At 67.0% G+C, this 18,598-nt stretch carries 16 protein-coding genes; 11 read left to right on the top strand and 5 right to left on the bottom strand.

Going from position 1 to position 18,598, the window contains the following annotated elements; all coding sequences use genetic code 11:
• Positions 1–44: 44 nt before the first annotated feature.
• Together WKW77_RS04170 and WKW77_RS04165 are read left to right on the top strand one after the other, a co-directional pair.
• Positions 45–983 carry a LysR family transcriptional regulator gene (locus WKW77_RS04170; RefSeq protein WP_340355542.1) on the top strand — a complete coding sequence of 313 codons (939 nt, stop codon included), beginning with the start codon at positions 45–47 and terminating at the stop codon, positions 981–983.
• Positions 984–1,041: 58 nt separating this feature from the next.
• Positions 1,042–1,725 (top strand): DsbA family oxidoreductase, encoded by a 684-nt coding sequence (locus tag WKW77_RS04165; protein WP_340355604.1) that lies wholly within the window; start codon positions 1,042–1,044, stop codon positions 1,723–1,725.
• Positions 1,726–1,740: 15 nt separating this feature from the next.
• On the opposite strand, the gene WKW77_RS04160 is transcribed toward WKW77_RS04165, so the two are convergent.
• The 5 genes from WKW77_RS04160 to WKW77_RS04140 form a co-directional block, all read right to left on the bottom strand.
• A complete protein-coding gene (locus WKW77_RS04160) occupies positions 1,741–2,106 on the bottom strand; it encodes a hypothetical protein (protein ID WP_340355541.1) in 366 nt (121 codons plus the stop codon).
• Positions 2,107–2,152: 46 nt separating this feature from the next.
• Positions 2,153–3,142, bottom strand: a complete 990-nt coding sequence (locus WKW77_RS04155) for a M35 family metalloendopeptidase (protein ID WP_340355540.1) — start codon at positions 3,140–3,142, stop codon at positions 2,153–2,155.
• A gap of 157 nt (positions 3,143–3,299) precedes the next feature.
• The gene (locus tag WKW77_RS04150; protein WP_340355539.1) at positions 3,300–3,785 is read right to left on the bottom strand and encodes a RidA family protein; all 486 of its coding nucleotides are present in this window, start codon (positions 3,783–3,785) and stop codon (positions 3,300–3,302) included.
• Between the two features lie 6 nt (positions 3,786–3,791).
• Positions 3,792–4,238 (bottom strand): SRPBCC family protein, encoded by a 447-nt coding sequence (locus WKW77_RS04145; RefSeq protein ID WP_340355538.1) that lies wholly within the window; start codon positions 4,236–4,238, stop codon positions 3,792–3,794.
• A complete protein-coding gene (locus WKW77_RS04140) occupies positions 4,235–5,584 on the bottom strand; it encodes an NAD(P)/FAD-dependent oxidoreductase (RefSeq protein WP_340355537.1) in 1,350 nt (449 codons plus the stop codon). Before WKW77_RS04140 ends, WKW77_RS04145 begins: the two co-directional genes overlap by 4 nt.
• Before the next feature lie 170 nt (positions 5,585–5,754).
• Here WKW77_RS04140 and egtB point away from each other — a divergent pair, with 170 nt between their 5' ends.
• From egtB to potE, 9 genes are all read left to right on the top strand, one after another.
• Positions 5,755–7,002, top strand: a complete 1,248-nt coding sequence (egtB, locus tag WKW77_RS04135) for an ergothioneine biosynthesis protein EgtB (protein ID WP_340355536.1) — start codon at positions 5,755–5,757, stop codon at positions 7,000–7,002.
• Complete coding sequence (egtD, locus tag WKW77_RS04130) at positions 7,002–7,982, top strand: L-histidine N(alpha)-methyltransferase (protein WP_340355535.1); 981 nt, start codon at positions 7,002–7,004, stop codon at positions 7,980–7,982. Before egtB ends, egtD begins: the two co-directional genes overlap by 1 nt.
• A 66-nt stretch (positions 7,983–8,048) precedes the next feature.
• Complete coding sequence (locus tag WKW77_RS04125) at positions 8,049–9,581, top strand: DUF3300 domain-containing protein (protein WP_340355534.1); 1,533 nt, start codon at positions 8,049–8,051, stop codon at positions 9,579–9,581.
• A 128-nt stretch (positions 9,582–9,709) separates the two neighbouring features.
• Entirely contained in the window at positions 9,710–9,889 is a 180-nt protein-coding gene (locus WKW77_RS04120) for a hypothetical protein (protein WP_340355533.1), read from the top strand.
• A complete protein-coding gene (locus WKW77_RS04115) occupies positions 9,876–10,991 on the top strand; it encodes an AraC family transcriptional regulator (RefSeq protein WP_340355532.1) in 1,116 nt (371 codons plus the stop codon). Before WKW77_RS04120 ends, WKW77_RS04115 begins: the two co-directional genes overlap by 14 nt.
• Positions 10,992–11,162: 171 nt before the next feature.
• Positions 11,163–12,527 carry a DcaP family trimeric outer membrane transporter gene (locus tag WKW77_RS04110; protein ID WP_340355531.1) on the top strand — a complete coding sequence of 455 codons (1,365 nt, stop codon included), beginning with the start codon at positions 11,163–11,165 and terminating at the stop codon, positions 12,525–12,527.
• Between the two features lie 31 nt (positions 12,528–12,558).
• A complete protein-coding gene (locus WKW77_RS04105; protein WP_340355530.1) occupies positions 12,559–14,823 on the top strand; it encodes an Orn/Lys/Arg family decarboxylase in 2,265 nt (754 codons plus the stop codon).
• Positions 14,824–14,826: 3 nt separating this feature from the next.
• Positions 14,827–17,202 carry an ornithine decarboxylase gene (speC, locus tag WKW77_RS04100; RefSeq protein WP_340355529.1) on the top strand — a complete coding sequence of 792 codons (2,376 nt, stop codon included), beginning with the start codon at positions 14,827–14,829 and terminating at the stop codon, positions 17,200–17,202.
• 50 nt (positions 17,203–17,252) lie between these two features.
• Positions 17,253–18,584 carry a putrescine-ornithine antiporter gene (gene potE / locus WKW77_RS04095; RefSeq protein WP_340355528.1) on the top strand — a complete coding sequence of 444 codons (1,332 nt, stop codon included), beginning with the start codon at positions 17,253–17,255 and terminating at the stop codon, positions 18,582–18,584.
• Positions 18,585–18,598: the final 14 nt, after the last annotated feature.

The raw sequence follows: 18,598 nt of genomic DNA, 5'->3' as shown, positions 1-18,598 counted from the left end.
CTATAGACTGCATCGGGCATAGCGATAAGACTAGGGAAAACACCATGCAACGTGGCGCCGATCTGCTCGACGGACACCTGCTGCGCGTGCTCGCGACCTTGGTGGAGGAGCGCAGCGTCTCGCGTGCCGCGGCACGCCTGCGGCAGACGCAGCCGGCCGTGAGCGGCTCCCTCAAGCGGCTGCGCGAGATCTTCGGCGACGCACTCCTGGTGCGCGACGGCACGACGATGGTGCCCACCGCGCGCGCCGCCGGCCTCGCCGTGCAGGCGCGTCGCGCGCTCGGCGAGATCGAGGCGCTGCTGGTGCAGCCGGAGACTTTCGTCGCCGCCGATGCGGAGCAGCGTTTCCGCATCGCATCGCCCGACTACATCGCGCCGTCGTGGATCGCACGGCTCGCGCAGCATGTGAGCATCGAGGCGCCGCGCTGCCGCATCGAGCTTCGTGCGCTCGGGCCGACCTTCGACTTCGAGCGCGCGCTGGCGGACGACGAACTCGACCTCGTCATCGGCAACTGGCCTTCGCCGCCCGAGCACCTGCACATCTCGCTGCTGCTGGAAGACGAACTGGTTTGCGTGATGGCGCGCGACCACCCGCTCGCACAGGCGGGCGCGACGCAGGTCGGCGAGGCGGACTATCTCGCCGCGGGCCATGTCGTGCCGGTGCCCTATGCCATGGGGCAGCGCGGCGTGGTCGAAACCTATCTGGGCGAACGTCGCCTCGCACGCGATGCGCGGGTGCAGGTGCCGTACTTCGGCCTCGCGCCGTCGATCGCCGCCAGCACGGAGCTGGTCTTCACCACCGCGCGGCACTTCGCCGAATACCACGCGAGCCTGCTGCCGCTGGCGGTGCTCCAGGCGCCCGAGGGCTTCCCGCGCATGCGCTTCTACCAGCTATGGCACGACCGCGTGCACCATTCGGCCGCCCATCGCTGGCTCCGCGGGCTGGTGGCGCAGCTTGGACGCAAGTTGGCCGAACCCCGATGACGTAGCGACCGTGGGGTGATCGCGCGCGCCGGTTGAAAGTTGCGCGTCCGGCCCCATGATGCTGGGCATGCCTACCCGACTCCATATCGATTTCGTGTCCGACGTCTCGTGCCCCTGGTGCGCCGTCGGCCTTGGCTCGCTCGAAGCCGCGTTGAAGAACCTCGCGCCGGAGATCACCGCCGAGCTTCGCTTCCAGCCCTTCGAGCTGAACCCGGCCATGCCGCCCGAGGGCCAGGACGCCTTCGAGCACCTGAATCAGAAATACGGCAGCACGCGCGAGCAGCAGGCCCAGGCGCGCGAAGCGATTCGCGCGCGCGGCGCCTCGGTCGGCTTCGAGTTCCGCGCCGAAGGGCGCTCGCGCGTCTACAACACCTTCGACGCGCACCGGCTTCTGCATTGGGCCGAGCGCGAAGACGTTGCCAGGCAGGTCGCGCTGAAGAAGGCGCTGCTCAAGGCCTGCCACACCGACGGCGAGAATCCCTCGGATCACGACGTGCTGGTGCGCCTCGCGACCGAAGCCGGGCTCGATCCGCAGCGTGCGCGCGAGATTCTCGAAAGCAACGAATTCGCCGCCGAGACCCGTGCGCGCGAGCGGCTCTACACGGAGGCCGGCATCCATTCGGTGCCGGCCATCATCATCGACAACAAGCACCTGATCTCGGGCGGCCAGCCGGTCGAAGTGTTCGAGCGTGCGCTGCGGCAGATCGCCGGCGCCGCGCCGCCGAGCGTGGCGGTGGCGTAACCACAGCGTAGAGCATCACCTCACTGGGACCGGATTCGGGCAATCAGGAACTTCTCTGGGGTAGAGCTGTATTGCCGCATAGTCGGTCTTCGACGTAGCAGTCGTCCTGGGGTACGTGCGCGACATCACTCGAACAGGAAGTCCGGCGTACAGGGCACGGAGCGCTTTGGTCGCGGCCTCGGCGCGGCCTGCTGCGAGCTCTTGGCCATTGGCAGCCGATTCGTCGGCGACGCCTTCCACGTCTGCCTCCTCGTACTGCGCGCGGGTCCTGAGATCGGCCAGCCAATTAGCCAACCGGACTATCTGCTCACTGTCCAACTCGACGGAATCTTTGCGGAAGTCCAAGGAAATCTGAATAGGCTGCACGCAGGCCTGTGCCATGCCGCATCCCAATATTGCGGCGACTATGAGGGCGGCTGAGATTCGCTTAGTTTCCATACATCACATACCCAGTGATGCTGTCGACGTTCGTGCGTGCCTTGCTCGGGTTTTCCGGCATCCACTTCAATGCCTCTCGCATGTGATAGACGGTGTCCACCGAAGAGAACGTATCCACGAAGTGCGTCACTTCATGAATGAGCGTCCCGAGTTTGGAATCGATTGAAAAAGAGATATCCGGCAGGGTGCAGAACTCCAGTCCGATGCCGATAGTCCGGGTCTTCAGATCCGGACCGCATACCTCCGCGGCAAGCCCGGCACCGCTCTGGTTACCTGACGGCGTACACCCGACGTTCCGCATCGCAGACTCGGAATAGCGCACGAAGTTGTCGCCAGTCAGCCCCTCCAAAACCCTGATGCAGGCTTTAAGGCCGTTGCTCAAGTATTGGCGCAATTCCCCATCGCTCGCGCCGAACCAAGTCTTCACCCGCTGTTTTTCGGGGCTGCCCCAGCGCTCCAGGTCTCGTACTCGCTGAGAGATCAATTCGACAGCCTTGTCGCGCAGTTTGAGAATTAATTCAACGAATTGCTCATTGCTCATGTTGGGGCAGATGTCCTCGTCATCTGCGCTTTCATGAGGATGCTTCACTTGCGAATCAACCAGCATCTTGCTAGATGCGATCGCTTGAGAGTCGTGCTGAAACCATCCCCTGGCTAGCGTATTGGCATCGAAGGCTGCGCTTCCTCCTGCCATGTCGTCAAAGGTTGATGTGTGCTGCAAAGTTGCGATCAGAGGTTGCGGGAATGGACACTCGCAGACAACGACGTCGCCTTCCAGAGCCGCTTCGGAGATGAACTGCAATCGCCGGGCACCGCCGGCTTTCGCGATGACGCCGATGGTTCTGCAGGCTTGGCAATACGCCCGACCGCCAATGAGTGCAACCTGGTGGCCGTGAATGGTGAATTCCCGACCAACGTAGGGCAATATGCGCCCTCCGTTCGCTGGTGGGTCGCCCACGACGACGTACTTACGCTCCATCTTGTCTCCCTGGCTTGCTAGTTGAAGGAGATCGAAGCGTAGCAATGGACTTCCGCTCGGCTAGGGAAGAGTGCAGATGGGAAATTCTCCGCGGAATGGTGAATTCGCGATATGCGGTCTTGGATTTGTCACAGATCGTCCAACAAGCTCGAAGGAGTTACGCCGCGAGTTCCACCTCGCCCTCGATCTCCACCGGAATGTCGAAGGGCAATTCCGCCACCCCGATCGCGCTGCGCGCGTGCGCGCCGGCATCCGGGCCGTAGAGCTGAAGAATCAGGTCCGAGAAGCCATTGATCACCGCCGGCGTGCGGTTGAAGCCCGGCGCGACGTTCACCATGCCGAAGACGCGCACCCACGCGGTGATGCGGTCCAGGTCGCCGATGGCCCGCTGCAGGCTCGCGAGGATGCCCAGCGCGGTCAGCCTCGCGGCTTCGTAGCCTTGCTCCCCCGTGAGGTCACGCCCCACCTTCCCGAGCGGCTGCGCAATGCGGCCGTCTCTCGCCTGCGGCCCGTGGCCCGAGATCAAGGCCCGCCGGCCGACGACGCGAACCCACGGGAACGGCAGCACCACGCCGGGCGGCATCGCCAGTGGTGGCGGCAGCACGAGGCCGAGCGATTGGAGTTTGCTTTCGATGCGTGACATGGGCGTTCAGGGCATGGCTGCCAGTTCGTCTTCGAGGCGATCGAGGTTCTGTTCGTTGGCCGGCTCGATGAAGACACGCACGCGCTCGCATTCCGCGGCCTCGTCGAAGACCTGGCGCCAGCCGATGCGGGTGCCCGTGCCTTCGGTATCGAGCGAAATCGTGAGCGTGAAGCGATGGCCCGAAAGATGGCGGATGACGACGCGTTCCGGCCCGACCTCGATGAACTCGCTCTCGTTCGGATAGTGCTGGCCATCCGGTCCATGCATCGTGAAGCGCCAGGCGCCGCCGGGGCGCACGTCGATCTCGCGGAAGCTGTTCGTGAAGCCCGCGGGGCCCCACCAATGGGCGAGGTGCGTCGGATCGGTGATCGCGTGAAGCACCCTCGATGGTGCATGAGCGACCACGCGCGTGGTGAAGGCTTCGGGGTTCGGTGCCACGGCTGGTTGGCTCATGGTTGCTTTCCCTTGGCGGTGGCATCGGCCACCACGCGCGCATAACGCTGGAAGCTCCAGTACGCACTGGCCCAGTCCAGCAGCACAACGAAGCGGTTGCGGAAGCCGATCAGGAAATACACGTGCGCGAACAGCCAGAACAGCCATGCCGACTTGCCCGAGAAGCGCAGCGGGCCGAAGGGTGTGCCCAGATCCACCACCGCCGAGTTGCGGCCGATGGTCGCGAGGTTGCCGTAGTCGCGATAGCGGAAGGGTTCGGTCGCCTGTCCGGCGATGCGGCGCAGGATGTTCGCGGCGGCGGCGCGGCCCATCTGCTTGGCGCCGGGCGAGACGCCGGGCACCGGCTTGGGCTCGTGGCCAGGACGGTGGCTCATCGCGGCCGCGAGGTCGCCCACGACGCTGATGTTCGGGTGACCGGGCAGGCTCAGGTCGGGCTGCACTTTCACGCGGCCGGCGCGGTCGGTCTCGGCGCCGGTGGCGCTGGCCAGCATCCTGCCCAGCGGCGATGCGGCGACACCGGCCGCCCACACCACGCAGTTGCACGGAATGTGATGGGTGCCGACGCCGGCCCCGCCGTCGCTGAAGGGCGATTCGACCTGCAGGCCATGGGGTTCCACCGAGGTCACGCGCGCATTCAGCCGCACCTGCACGCCGAGCTTCTGCAACTGCTCCAGCGCGCGCTGGCTGAGCGATTCGGGCATGGCCTGCAGCACGCGCGGGCCGCCCTCGATCAGCAGCACCTCGGCGCTGGCGGGATCGATGCGGCGGAACTCGCCCGACAGCGTGTGTCGCGCGATCTCGGCCAGCGTGCCCGCCATCTCGACCCCGGTCGGCCCGCCGCCGATTACCGCGAACGTCAGAAGCGCGCGGCGCTTCGCCGGATCGGTCTCGACCTCCGCCTGCTCGAAGCTCAGGAGCACACGGCGCCGGATCTCGAAGGCGTCGGCGAGCGTCTTCAGGCCGGGCGCAGCCTGCGCCCACTGGTCGTTGCCGAAATAGCTGTGCGTGGCGCCGGCCGCGACGATCAGGTGGTCCCACGAGATCAACGTGCCATCGGCCAGCCGGACCTGCTGCGCCTTCGGGTCGATGTCGGTGACTTCGCCCAGCAGCGTGGTGATGCTGGGCCGGCCCCTGAACAGCACTCGCACCGGTGCCGCGATGGCCGGCGCCGCCAGCCCGGCAGTCGCCACCTGGTAGAGCAGGGGCTGGAAGAGATGGTGATTGGTCTTGTCGATGACGGTGACATCGACGTCGGCGCTCTGCAGCTTGCGCGCCGCCTCGAGGCCGCCGAATCCGCAGCCGACGATGACGATGTGCGGACGGCCGGAAGAGGGGGGCGTGCTCATTCGCCGGATCATACGCAGGGTCATGCAGCGGCCAGCGACTTGTGCCACAGTGCAACGTTCCGCCGCGCCGGCGTTCCGGTTGCCCCGTCCGTCAACGGGCGGGGCCTTGTCCTACGGCGTCCTGTTGTGTGCATGGGCTAAAAAACTACCAACCCGTCACTGGAGACCCCATGAACCTGATTCAGCCGGCCGCGCCTGCGGCGGAGGAACTGCGCGAGCGTTTCCGGGCGGTGCGCGCCCACACACTCGAACTGGCGGCGCCTCTTTCGGCCGAGGACCAGTGCATCCAGTCCATGCCCGACGCCAGTCCCACCAAGTGGCACCTGGCGCACACCACCTGGTTCTTCGAGACGGTGTTGCTCCAGCCGCACGCCAGCGGTTACCGGTTGTTCGACCAGCGGTTCCCGTATCTCTTCAACTCCTACTACGAAGCATTGGGCCCGCGGCATCCGCGGCCGCAGCGCGGCCTGCTCACGCGACCGGCCCTCGATGAAGTACACGCCTACCGCCGGCACGTGGACGAGGCGGTGCTCGCATTGCTCGGCACCGCCAGCGAAGCCGACTGGCCGGCGATCGAGCCCGTCGTCACGCTGGGCCTGCACCACGAGCAGCAGCACCAGGAGCTGATCCTCACCGACATCCTGCATGCGCTGTCGTGCAATCCGGTGCTGCCGGCATACCGTCCGGCCTCCGGTCCGGCGCTGCGCCTCGCATCGGTCCCGCCGCCGGTGCGATGGATCGAGCGGCCCGGCGGTGTCGTGGAAGCGGGGCACCCGGGGCCCGGCTTCGCGTTCGACAACGAAACGCCGCGCCACGCCACGCTGCTGCGTCCCCATGCGATCGCGGACCGGCTCGTGAACTGCGGCGACTACGCGCAGTTCATCGCCGACGGCGGATACCAGCGGCCCGACCTGTGGCTGTCCGACGGCTGGGCCACGGTCCAGGCACAGGGCTGGCGATGCCCGCCGTACTGGCTCGGGCCCGACGATCCGCGCCTCGTGCATCACGGCGCGGCGGGCGGCTGGCAGGTCTTCGGCCTGCACGGCGTGCGGCCGATGGAGCCCGAGGCGCCCGTTGCGCACTTGAGCTTCTACGAAGCCGCCGCCTACGCCGAATGGGCCGGCGCGCGATTGCCCACCGAATTCGAATGGGAAGCCGCGCACGACGCGCCCGGCATCTCGCAGATGCACGGCCAGGTATGGCAGTGGACGCGTTCTTCGTACGACCCTTACCCGGGCTTCCGCCCGCTCGCGGGCGTCGCGGCCGAATACAACGGCAAGTTCATGGTCGGCCAGATCGTGCTGCGGGGCAGCAGCGTCGCGACGCCCGCAGGGCATGCGCGGCCGAGCTACCGCAACTTCTTCCCGCCGGCCGCGCGCTGGCAGTTCTCGGGGCTGCGGCTCGCGAAGGATCTCTGATGCGAACACATGCGTTCAACGTCCACGCCTTTCGCGCCGCGCAGCGCGCGGCACCGCTGTCGGACTTCGCGCGCGAACTGAACGCGGGCCTCTCCCAGCCGCAGCGCAGCATCTCGCCGAAGTTCTTCTACGACGCGGCGGGCTCGCAGCTCTTCGACCGCATCTGCGAGCTGCCCGAGTACTACCCCACGCGCACCGAGGTGCGCATCCTCACCGAATGCGCGCCCGAGATCGCGGCGCAGATCGGGCGTGACGCCGAGATCGTCGAGTTCGGCGCGGGATCGCTCACCAAGGTGCGGCTCCTGCTCGATGCGCTCGAGTCGCCGCGGCGCTACGTGCCGATCGACATCTCCGGCGAGCACCTCGAAGCGGCCGCCGAACGCTTGCGCACGGACTACCCCCGGCTCGCGGTGCAGCCGATGGTGGCCGACTACACCATGCCGCTGGTGCTGCCTTCGCGCGAGAAGGGTGCGGGGCAGCGCGTGGGCTTCTTCCCGGGTTCGACGCTGGGCAACTTCAGCCCCGAGGAGGCGCTCGCGTTCCTCCAGCTCGCATGCCGGCTGCTGCGCGGCGGCGGGTTGCTGATGGGCGTCGATCTCGTCAAGGACCCGGCCTTGCTGCATGCCGCATACAACGATGCGCAGGGCGTGACCGCGGCCTTCAACCTCAACCTGTTGCGGCGCGCCAATCGCGAACTCGCCACCGACTTCGAGCCCGACGGCTTCACGCATGCGGCGTTCTACAACGCGCCCTTGCAGCGCATCGAGATGCATCTGGTGAGCCGCCGCGCGCAGGCCGTGACGCTCGACGGACAGCGCTTCGCCTTCGACGAGGGCGAGACGATCCACACCGAGAACTCGTACAAGTTCACCGTCGACAGCCTGCGCGCGCTGGCCGTCGAAGCGGGCTTCCGGCCCGCCGCGGTGTGGACCGATCCGGATCGACTCTTCAGCGTTCACTGGCTCCAGGCGAGGGATTGAGGCGGGCGCTTGCGCCGACGGCAAAGGCGCGCGAGCATGCGTGCCCGAACCCGTCAGGAGTCCGTCATGCTTGCTTCGGCCCGTCGGCTCGCGCGCTTGTTCTTCTTCACGCTTGTCTGCTTGTGCCTGCCGGTGCTGGCCGCGGCGCAGCAAGCGGCCGCTCCGTCGTTCAGCCGCGAGCAGATCGACCAGATGATGGCGCCCATCGCGCTGTATCCCGACTCGCTGCTCTCGCAGGTGCTGATGGCAGCGACCTATCCGGCCGATGTGGCCGACGCGGCGAAATGGTCCAGGTCCCACGCTGACAAGAGTGGGGACGCCGCGGTGAAGGCGGTGCAGAACATGCCCTGGGACCCGAGCGTGCAGTCGCTGGTGGCCTTCCCGCAGGTGATCCAGATGATGGGCGAGCAGCCCGACTGGGTGCAGAACCTCGGCGATGCCTTCCTCGCGTCGTCCAAGGACGTGCTCGATTCCGCGCAGCGCCTGCGCGGCAAGGCACGGGAGCAGGGCAGCCTGAAGAGCAACGAGCAGCAGAAGGTGATCGTCGAGCAGGAGCCGCAGACGCAGCAGAGCGTGATCAGCATCGAGCCCGCGAATCCCGAGGTGGTCTACGTGCCGACCTACGACCCTACCGTGGTGTACGGCACCTGGCCCTATCCGGCCTATCCGCCGTACTACTACCCGCCGGTCGGCTACGGCGCCTGGTATCCGGGCTGGTACCCCGGCGCGGCGCTGGCCACCGGCATCGCGTTCGGCGTCGGCGTGGCGGCGGTGGGTGCGCTCTGGGGCAACTGCAACTGGGGCGGGGGCAACGTCAACATCAACGTCAACCGCTACAACAGCATCAACGCCAACCGGCAGCTCGCGGCGGGGCAGAACAGGTTCCAGCACAACGCGGCCAACCGGCGCGGCGTGCCGTACCGCGACCAGCGCAGCCAGCAGCAGTTCGGCCGCAACGTGCCCGGCGCCGAGAACCGCGCCGATTTCCGTGGCCGCGACAACGCCGCACGCAACGCGGAGCGCCAGCGCGCGCAATCGGCCTTGCAGCAGCGCGGCATGGATCCGGCGCAGGGCCGGCAGAACCTGCGCAACGACCCGGCGACGCGTCAGCGCGCCCAGCAGGCGGCGGGCAACTTCGACCGCGGCGGTCGCGCCGGCGACCAGGCCGGCCTGCGTGCGGGCGATCGCGCGGCGGGCCAGGCGCGGGCGGGCGATCGGGGCTCGCAGTTCGCGGGCGGCGATCGCGGCGGGCAACTCGGCGGGGGCAACCGAAGCCAGGGCCTGCAACAGGTGCAGAGCCGGCCATCCACCGACAACGCGTTCAGGGGCGCGGGCGGTGGCTCGCCGCAGACGCGGCAGCAGGTCGATCGCGGGGCGGCCAGCCGGCAATCGATGTCCAACTACGGTGGGGCGCGGGGGGGCGGACAGGCGAACGTGAGCCGGCCGTCGGCCAGCCAGGGTGCAAGCCGCTCGGGCGGATTCAGCGGCGGCCACAGCGGCGGATTCAGCGGTGCCAGCCGGGGTGGCGGCGGGTTCTCCGGCGGCGGTGGGCGAGGAAGTGGTGGGGGCGGCGGGCGCGGGGGCGGGGGGCGCCGATGATCCGGGCGCACCGCCGAATTGCACCAAGGGGCAATGTTCGGCGCTGCAACGCTTGTCAATAATGGAAAGAGCCGGAAACCGCCCGGCGTGGGTCGAGATCCGAGACGACAGGCCGCCGAGCAGGACCCGTGACCGCCGGCGAGCCGATGCAGGCCGAACGTCTGCGGCGCCGCGGCAGGGCGCACGTCGATGTCGAGCAACGGATGGAGGCAGACATGAACGCTTCGATCGTGAAGCGGGCCGCGTCGTGCGTGCCCGTGTTGCAGGTTTCGGTGAACCCCGAAGGGGGTGCGCATGCGTCGCCTTGATGTCCTCGAACTGCGCGACGAGAAGGCGCAGACCGCGGGCCATCTGACCCGGGGCGCGACCCTCACCGGTTACGACGCCCTGGCGCGCTCGCTCGGGCTCGATCCCGCGCGCATGATGAAGTCGGCCGGCCTGCCGATCGCGACGCTCTCCGACAAGGACACCCTGATCGGCGTCGACTCGGTCGCGACGCTGCTCGAGGAATCGGCGCGCGAGTCGGGGCAGGAGGCCTTCGGGCTGCTGCTCGCCGAGACGCGCCGCTTCAGCAACCTGGGGGTGCTGGCCGCGGTGCTGCGCGAGGAGCCGACGCTGCGCGCCGCGCTGGAGTCGCTGGCCCGCTACCAGTGCACGCAGAACGGCGGCCTGCGTCTTTGGATGGACGACATGGGCCAGTTCACGATGGTTTTCCTGGCACTCAGGCTGCAGAAGAAAGGCGCCTCGCGCCAGGGAATCGAGATGGCGGCCGGCGTTACGCTGCGAACGCTGCGTGCGCTGGCGCGCGACGAATTCCAGCCGGTCGGCTTCTGCTTCAACCACGGGCGGCCGGACAACCTCGACGTGCACAAGCGCGTACTGGGCGCGCCCATCGATTTCCTGCACCCGTTCAACGCCATCGTCTGCCGCAGCCGGGACCTCGACATGCCGATTCCGGCGGCCGACCCCGAACTCGGCGATGCACTCAAGCGATGGCTGGACCAGCAGCTCGCCGAATCGAAGGACGAACCGCTCGACCGGGTGCGGCAAGTGGTCCGCGTGCTGATCCCCAGCGGCACCTGTTCGGTCGAGCGTGTGGCGGATCACCTGGGCACGCACCGGCGCACGCTGAACCGCCAGCTGGCGGTCGCGGGCGAAAGCGTGTCGACCGTGATCGAAGGCGTACGCGCCGAGATGGCGCAATCGCTTCTCACCGGCGGCGTGCGGACCTTCTACGAAGTCGGCAACCTGCTCGGCTTTGCATCGGGTGCGGAGTTCTCGCGCTGGTTCCGCGGGCACTTCGGCATGACGGCTTCGGAATGGATGGCGGTGCGCGGCCTGGGGCGCGCCCATGACGCACCGCACAAGGCATCGCACGGTGCAGCGCAGAAGGCGGCGCAGACGCACTGAAGCCGCGCCGGGTGCACCGACGTGGCGGGTATGCAAAGTAGGCCGCGCTGTCCCAATCCGTCAACAAATTGTCCTGCCTCGCTAATGACTGCCGAGTTGCGGTTCCTATGATCGCAACCGGCAAGCGTTGGTCGACATGCGAGTTGTCAACTCCACATTGAAGGGGGTGTCATGAGGAAATCGCTCTGGACTCTGGCGGTCGTCGCAAGCGCGCAGGCCGTGCCCTTGGCCCACGCGGCGGACCCGCAGGTCGATGAACTGAAGGCCCAGCTCCAGCAGGCCCTGAAGACGATCGAGGACATGCAGCGGCGTGTCGAGACGCTGGAGCGGCAGCAGCAGGCGCAGCCTGCGCCGGCCGCGCAGCCCGCGGCGGCCGCGGCGCCTGCAGGCGCCGTCGTCATCGCGCCGCGATCGGTCGCCGACGACAACGCACCGGACAAGGACAAGGCCCGCGTCGAGTTCTACGGGCAGGTGATGCTCGATGCGATCTACGACGCCAAGCGCATGAACCCGCAATGGGCCGCGACGCTGCGGCCCTCGCAGATCCCAGTGAACTGCCCGGGCGATCCGGGTTGCGGCAAGGACGGAGCGACGACCTTCAGCGTGCGGCAGTCGAGCCTCGGCTTCAAGTCGTTCATCCCGACCGCGTACGGCCAGATCAAGACCGACGTGAGCTTCGACCTCTTCGGCACCGATGGCGGCACCAACGTGCACTGGCTGAACGTGTGGGGCGAGCTCGGTGCGTTCGGCGTCGGCCAGTACTACTCGAACTTCATGGACATCGACGTGTTCCCGAACACGATCGACTACTGGGGACCGAGCGGCATGATGTTCCTGCGCAACCCGCAGTTGCGCTACACGCCGCTCGATCGCGACGGCATGAAGCTCGCACTGTCGCTCGAAGCGCCGAACTCCGCGCTCGACACCGGCAAGCTCACGGAGGTGGACCCGGCCTTCGGCACCGGCGTGCAGCCCTGGAACCGCACGCCCGACGCCATCGCGTCGTTCAGGTTCGATCGCGACTGGGGCCATGTGCGCGCGGCCGGCATGGTGCGGCAAGTGGGCTACCAGTTCGTCAACACTCCGGGCGCCAACCCGTCGGGCCACCAGACCGGCTATGGCGCGAACCTCTCGGGCGCGTTCAAGTTCTTCGGTGGCAAGGATTCGCTGACCTGGCAGGCGGCCTACGGCAAGGCGATCGCGAGCTACGCGAACGACGGCGGCGTGGACCTCGCGCCGAATGCCGCCCTGCGTGCCGAGACCGTGCCGTCTACCGCATGGCTGGTCTACTACAACCACGCGTGGAACGCGCAGTGGACCAGTGCGATCGGCTACAGCGAGCACCGCCAGAGCAATACCGCCGGCCAGCTCGGCAGCGCCTTCCGCAAGGGCAGCTACGCGTCGGCCAACATCCTTTTCAACCTGCAGAAGAACATCACGACCGGCCTCGAATACATCTGGGGCCGGCGCGAGAACAAGGACGGCGCGTCGGAACCTGACTCGCGTCTGCAGTTCTCGACCAAGGTCACCTTCTAGCCGCAGAACAGAAGAAAGGGAGACGAAGACCATGCAGTTCCAGTCCAGCTTCCCGATCCTCATCGCCCATCGGGACGTCGGTGCGCCTTCGGTCGCAGGCGTGCGCATCCGCCAGATCCAGGACGAGCTGGAGCGGCATGGCTGGAAGACCATCGCGGTCGCGGGCCAGTCCGACGCCGGCATCGTCGCCGGTGCGCACAAGGGGCTGTCCGCGATCGTGCTGAGCGCCGAGCCGGCACGCGGCGACGCGGAGTTGCTCAAGCGCCTCGTCGAAGAGATGCAGAAGGTGCACCAGCGCGCGCCCCTGCTGCCAGTGATCGCGCTCGGCGAAACGGCCGCGCTGGAGAAGGGCTCGGCGGCGGTCGTGGAGGCGCTGCGCCACCTGCACAGCATCATCTATCTCTACGAGGACACGGTGCCTTTCCTGGCGCGGCAGATCATGCGCGCCGCGACGGAATACCTGGAGAACCTGCTGCCGCCGTTCTTCAAGGCGCTGGCGAATCATGCGGAACGTTCGGCCTATTCATGGCACACGCCGGGGCACGCGGGCGGCATCGGCTTCACCAAGTCGCCGGTGGGTTTTGCGCTGCACGAGTTCTTCGGCGAGAACACGATGCGCTCGGACCTCTCGGTCTCGGTGCCCGAACTCGGCTCCCTGCTCGACCACACCGGCCCGGTGAAAGAGGCCGAAGCCTATGCCGCGAGCGTGTTCGGCGCGGACCACACCTACTTCGTCACCAACGGCACCTCGACCGCCAACAAGATCGTCTGGCATTCGATGGCGGGGCGCGGCGACCTCGTCGCGGTGGACCGCAACTGCCACAAGTCGCTGCTGCATTCGCTGATCATGACCGGCGCCACGCCGGTGTACTTCATGCCGTCGCGCAACGACTACGGGATCATCGGCCCCATCGGTCTCGACCAGTTCACGCCGGAGGCCATGCGCCGCCGCATCGCGGCCAGCCCGATCGCGCGCGGGCACAAGGGGCAGGTGCGCATCGCGGTGGTGACCAACTCCACCTACGACGGGCTTTGCTACAACGCCGAGATGATCAAGGCGAAGGTCACCGACCAGGTCGATGCCTTGCATTTCGACGAGGCCTGGTACGCCTACGCGGCCTTCCACGAGTTCTATTCGGGCCGCCACGCGATGGGCGTGCCGCGCGGCCATCCGCGCGCGGACCACACGCTGGTCTTCGCGACGCAGTCCACGCACAAGCTGCTCGCCGCGTTCTCGCAGGCGTCGATGATCCACATCCAGGAGTCCGACAAGCGCAAGATCGACGCGACCCGCTTCAACGACGCCTTCATGATGCACGGGTCGACCTCGCCGCACTACGGGATCATCGCCTCGCTCGACGTCAGCGCCGCGATGATGGAGGGCCCGGCCGGCCGATCGATCGTGCAGGAGACGCACGACGAGGCGATGAACTTCCGCCATGCGCTCGCGTCGGTCGGCGAGGCCTTCGGCAAGCGCGACTGGTGGTTCCAGATCTGGCAGCCCGAGAAGCTCGACCTGAAGAAGCCGCCGAAGACCTCGGACTGGGTGCTCGCGCCGAATGCGGCCTGGCATGGCTTCGGGAAGGTCGCGCCCGACTACATGATGCTCGACCCGATCAAGGTCACGCTGCTGACGCCGGGCCTCGGCGCGGGCGGCAGGCTCGGCAAGACCGGCATCCCCGCATCGATCGTCACCAAGTACCTCTGGGAGCGCGGCCTCGTGGTCGAGAAGACCGGGCTCTACAGCTTCCTGATCCTCTTCTCGCTCGGCATCACGCGCGGCAAGTGGACCACGATGGTCGATGCGCTGGTCGATTTCAAGACCGACTACGAGAACAACACGCCGTTGTCGCGTGTGCTGCCCAGCGTGAGCGCGGCGGGCGGTGCCACCTACAAGGGCATGGGCCTGCGCGATCTTTGCGAAGCGCTGCATGCCTGCTATCGGGACAACGACACCGCACGCGCGATGAACGCGATGTACACCGAGCTGCCCGAGCCCGCGATGATCCCTGCCGAGGCCTACGACCGGCTGGTGCACGGCCGTGTCGAGCCGGTGGCGATCGAGTCGCTGAAGGGTCGAGTCGCCGCGGTGATGCTGGTGCCCTATCCGCCGGGCATTCCGCTGATCATGCCGGGCGAGCGCTTCGGAACGGACTCGATCGTCGAGTACCTGAAGTTCGCGCGGGATTCGGAACAGCGGTTCCCGGGCTTCGAGGCGGACATCCACGGGCTTCGGTTCGAGGTCGACCGCAACGGAGGAAAGCGCTGGCTGGTCGATTGCGTCAAGGAGGGCTAGAGCATGAGCCGCTACGCCAGCTATTCGCTGCAGCCGCAGGCGATCCCGATTCCGCTGCACAAGTACCTGAGGGTCGTCGCGCTCGTCGATGCCGCGAACGTGCAGACCAAGGAGCTCCTGGCCTGCATTGCGGCGAACGGACTCCAACTCGAGGTGTCGGGCACTTACGAGCGCGACGTGGCCGAAGACGCAGGCGTCGGTGCGTACATCCTCTGGATCGATGGCGAGATGCTGGCGAAGGCGCGCACGCTGCTGCGCGAGTTGCGCGGCATCGGCTTTCGCACGCCGGTGTGGATCCTCGCGGACTCGCAGCGCATTTCCGACGTGCCTGTGGTGAGCGGCCTCGGCGAGGTCGAAGGCTATGTCTATCTCGGCCAGCAGTCGCCCGAGTTCTACGCCAAGCAGATCGGCGCGAGCCTGGTGAAGTACGGCATGTCGCTCCTGCCGCCGTTCTTCGGCAAGCTGATGGCCTACGACGGCAAGGCGACGATCGCCTTCGATTGCCCCGGGCACCAGGGCGGGCAGTTCTATCGCAAGTCGCCGGCGGGGCAGCTGTTCTTCAAGCACTTCGGCGAGGCGATCTTCCGCAACGACCTGTGCAACGCGGACGTGGAACTGGGCGACCTGCTGATCCACGAAGGCGCCGCCGACGAGGCGCAGCGGCATGCGGCGCAAGTCTTCGGCGCGGACCGCACCTACTTCGTGCTCAACGGCACGAGCACCTCGAACAAGATCGTCGCCAATGCACTCTTGCGGCGCGGCGACCTGGTGCTGTTCGACCGGAACAACCACAAGTCCATGCACCAGGGAGCCCTGGTGCAGGCGGGCGCCGTGCCGGTCTTCCTGCCGACCGCGCGCAACGCCTTCGGGATGATCGGCGCCGTCGATTGGGATGCCTGGGACGAAGCCTCGCTGCGTGAGCGAATCCGTTCGCATCCGCTGGTGGAGGACAAGTCGATCGCCGATCGGCAGCGTCCGTTCCGCCTGGCCTGCATCCAGCTCGCGACCTACGACGGCACCGTCTACAACGTGCGCAAGGTGCTGGAACGCATCGGCCACCTGTGCGACTACGTGCTGTGGGACGAGGCCTGGATCGGCTACAACGCCTTCCACCCGCTGTTCACCGACCACAGCCCGATGCGGCTCGGCGAGCTGGCCGAGGACGCGCCGGGGCTGTTCTCCACGCAGTCGGTGCACAAGCAGGGCGCGGGCTTCTCGCAGGCCAGCCAGATCCACAAGCGCGACGATCACCTGATCGGACAGCAGCGCCATGTGAACCACCAGCGCTTCAACGAGTCGTTCCTGATGAACGCCTCGACCTCGCCTTTCTACCCGCTGTTCGCTTCGCTCGACGTGAACGCGAAGGTGCACGAAGGCAAGGCCGGCGAGATGCTCTGGGACCATTGCATCGAGCTCGGCATCGAGGCCCGCAAGAAGTTCCGAGAGTTCGGCCGCCACTTCGTGCGGACCGGGCGCAGCGCGGCCGAGCAGTGGTTCTTCGATCCCTTCGTGCCTGATCGGGTGACCATCAAGGGCTCGCCCTTCACCGGCGACGTGAGCGACGTGCCGTGGGAAAGCCTCGCGACCGACGTCATCAAGCGCGAGCAGCAGTGCTGGAACTTCGACCCGGACGCCCGCTGGCATGGCTATGCCGGCTATGTGAACGGCTATGCCATGGTCGATCCCAACAAGCTGATGCTGCTCACGCCGGGCATCGACCGCGCGAGCGGCGAGTACCTCGACTTCGGCGTGCCTGCGACCGTGGTGGCGAACTACCTGCGCGAGCAGCGCATCGTGCCGGAGAAGTGCGACCTCAACAGCATCCTCTTCCTGATGACGCCGGCGGAGGACGAGAGCAAGCTCAACAGCCTCATCGCCAAGCTCGTGAAGTTCAAGAGCCTGTGGGACGAGGACGCGATGCTGCAGGAGGTGCTGCCGTCGCTCTACGCCGCGAACGCCGAGCGTTACGCGGGCTACACGCTGCGGCAGGTCTGCAACGAGATGCACGCCTTCTACCGCGACGCGAACATCAAGGGCCTGCAGGGGCAGTGCTTCCGCGCCGACAACTTCCCGGAGCTCGCGATGCTGCCGCAGGACGCCTATCGCGCGCTGGTCGGCAACGAGGTCGACTACGTGCCGCTCGCCGAGGCGCAGGGACGCATTTCGGCCACGCTGGCTCTGATCTATCCCCCGGGCATCGGCATCGTGGTGCCGGGCGAGCGGTGGGACGAACGAGCGAAGCCGATGCGCGACTACTTCTGCGCGTTCGAGGCGTCGTTCAGCCGATTCCCGGGCTTCAACTACGAAGTGCAGGGTGTTTACCAGGAGCGAGGAACCGACGGGCGCATCCGCTTCCATACCTACGTGGTGCGCGAATAGCGAACCCGCCGGTGGAGCGGACCCCGCGGACAAAACCAAAGGAGACGACGATGGCTGCCGTTCAGGAAAAGAAGATGGGCGTGATGCAGTTGACCTTCATCGTGACGGTCAACATGATGGGCTCCGGGATCATCATGCTGCCCGCCAACATGGCGCAGGTCGGTGCGATCTCTCTGCTGTCATGGGTCGTGACCGCGCTGGGTTCGCTCGCGATCGCCTACAGCTTCGCGCAGGCGGGGGTGTTCAACCAGCGCTCGGGCGGCATGGCGGCCTACGCCGAGGATGCCTACGGGAAGGACGGCTACTTCAACGTCTTCTTCCTTTACTTCCTCTCGCTGGCGATCGCGAACGTGGCGGTGGCGAGTTCGGCGCTGGGCTATCTCGCAGCGTTCTTCCCTGTCCTCACGAGTTCCGCGATTTCCACGTGCGTCGGCGTCATCGCGCTGCTGTGGATCACCACGGTCGCGAACTTCGGCGGCCCCAAGCTGACCGGGCGCATCGGCTCCATCACGGTGTGGGGCGTGATCCTGCCGGTGGGCTTCATCTCGATCGCGGGCTGGTTCTGGTTCAGCAGCCAGACTTTCTCGGAGGCGTGGAACCCGAAGGGATTGAGCCTCGGCGAAGGCATGGGCTCCAGCATCTCGCTGACGCTGTGGGCCTTCCTCGGCATGGAGTCGGCATCGCAGAACGCCTCGGCGGTCGAGAACCCGAAGCGCGACGTGCCGCTGGCCTGCATGTTCGGAACGCTCGGCGCGGCAGTGGTCTACATCCTCTCGACCACCGTGATCCAGGGGATCGTTCCGAACGCCGAACTGGCCAAGTCCACGGGGCCGTTCGGCCTGGCCTACACGCAGATGTTCAGCCCCGCCGTCGGCCAGACGGTGATGGCGCTGGCGGCGATGGCCTGCGTCGGCTCGCTGCTCGGCTGGCAGTTCACCCTCGCGCAGACCGCCAAGGATGCGGCCGACACCCAGATGTTCCCGTCGATCTTCGGCAAGGCCAGCGCGGCGGGTGCGCCCATCGCAGGCATGGTGATCATGGGCGTCGTGCAGTCGGTCATGGCGCTGTCCACGATTTCGCCGGACCTGAGCAAGCAGTTCGCGGCGCTGGTGAACCTGGCGGTGGTGACCAACGTGGTGCCCTACATCGTCTCGCTCTCGGCGCTGTTCGTGATCATGCGCAACGCGAATGTCGATCCGGGCGTCTACAAGCGCAATGCGGTCATCGCGGTCATCGCGATGCTGTACTCGGTGTATGCGCTCTATGCCTCGGGCAAGGACGCGGTGCTCGGCGGCATGCTGGTGATGGCGATCGGCTTCATCATCTACGGCTTCATCGCGCCGCGCTTCGCGAGCCGGCCCGCCGGCGTCCGCGCCGCGTGAAGAGGAGGGGAGAC

The sequence above is a fragment of the Variovorax ureilyticus genome (assembly GCF_037889935.1).
Lineage (GTDB): Bacteria > Pseudomonadota > Gammaproteobacteria > Burkholderiales > Burkholderiaceae_C > Variovorax > Variovorax ureilyticus.
Note: the sequence above shows the minus strand (reverse complement) of the source record. Positions and strands in the feature narration are given on the sequence as shown.

What these genes read in the sequence shown, in the direction of transcription:
- WKW77_RS04170 (WP_340355542.1), top strand. Translation starts at nt 45, where the DNA reads ATGCAACGTGGCGCCGATCTGCTCGACGGACACCTGCTGCGCGTGCTC.
- WKW77_RS04165 (WP_340355604.1), top strand. Translation starts at nt 1,042, where the DNA reads ATGCTGGGCATGCCTACCCGACTCCATATCGATTTCGTGTCCGACGTC.
- WKW77_RS04160 (WP_340355541.1), bottom strand. Translation starts at nt 2,106, where the DNA reads ATGGCACAGGCCTGCGTGCAGCCTATTCAGATTTCCTTGGACTTCCGC.
- WKW77_RS04155 (WP_340355540.1), bottom strand. Translation starts at nt 3,142, where the DNA reads ATGGAGCGTAAGTACGTCGTCGTGGGCGACCCACCAGCGAACGGAGGG.
- WKW77_RS04150 (WP_340355539.1), bottom strand. Translation starts at nt 3,785, where the DNA reads ATGTCACGCATCGAAAGCAAACTCCAATCGCTCGGCCTCGTGCTGCCG.
- WKW77_RS04145 (WP_340355538.1), bottom strand. Translation starts at nt 4,238, where the DNA reads ATGAGCCAACCAGCCGTGGCACCGAACCCCGAAGCCTTCACCACGCGC.
- WKW77_RS04140 (WP_340355537.1), bottom strand. Translation starts at nt 5,584, where the DNA reads ATGAGCACGCCCCCCTCTTCCGGCCGTCCGCACATCGTCATCGTCGGC.
- egtB (WP_340355536.1), top strand. Translation starts at nt 5,755, where the DNA reads ATGAACCTGATTCAGCCGGCCGCGCCTGCGGCGGAGGAACTGCGCGAG.
- egtD (WP_340355535.1), top strand. Translation starts at nt 7,002, where the DNA reads ATGCGAACACATGCGTTCAACGTCCACGCCTTTCGCGCCGCGCAGCGC.
- WKW77_RS04125 (WP_340355534.1), top strand. Translation starts at nt 8,049, where the DNA reads ATGCTTGCTTCGGCCCGTCGGCTCGCGCGCTTGTTCTTCTTCACGCTT.
- WKW77_RS04115 (WP_340355532.1), top strand. Translation starts at nt 9,876, where the DNA reads ATGCGTCGCCTTGATGTCCTCGAACTGCGCGACGAGAAGGCGCAGACC.
- WKW77_RS04110 (WP_340355531.1), top strand. Translation starts at nt 11,163, where the DNA reads ATGAGGAAATCGCTCTGGACTCTGGCGGTCGTCGCAAGCGCGCAGGCC.
- WKW77_RS04105 (WP_340355530.1), top strand. Translation starts at nt 12,559, where the DNA reads ATGCAGTTCCAGTCCAGCTTCCCGATCCTCATCGCCCATCGGGACGTC.
- speC (WP_340355529.1), top strand. Translation starts at nt 14,827, where the DNA reads ATGAGCCGCTACGCCAGCTATTCGCTGCAGCCGCAGGCGATCCCGATT.
- potE (WP_340355528.1), top strand. Translation starts at nt 17,253, where the DNA reads ATGGCTGCCGTTCAGGAAAAGAAGATGGGCGTGATGCAGTTGACCTTC.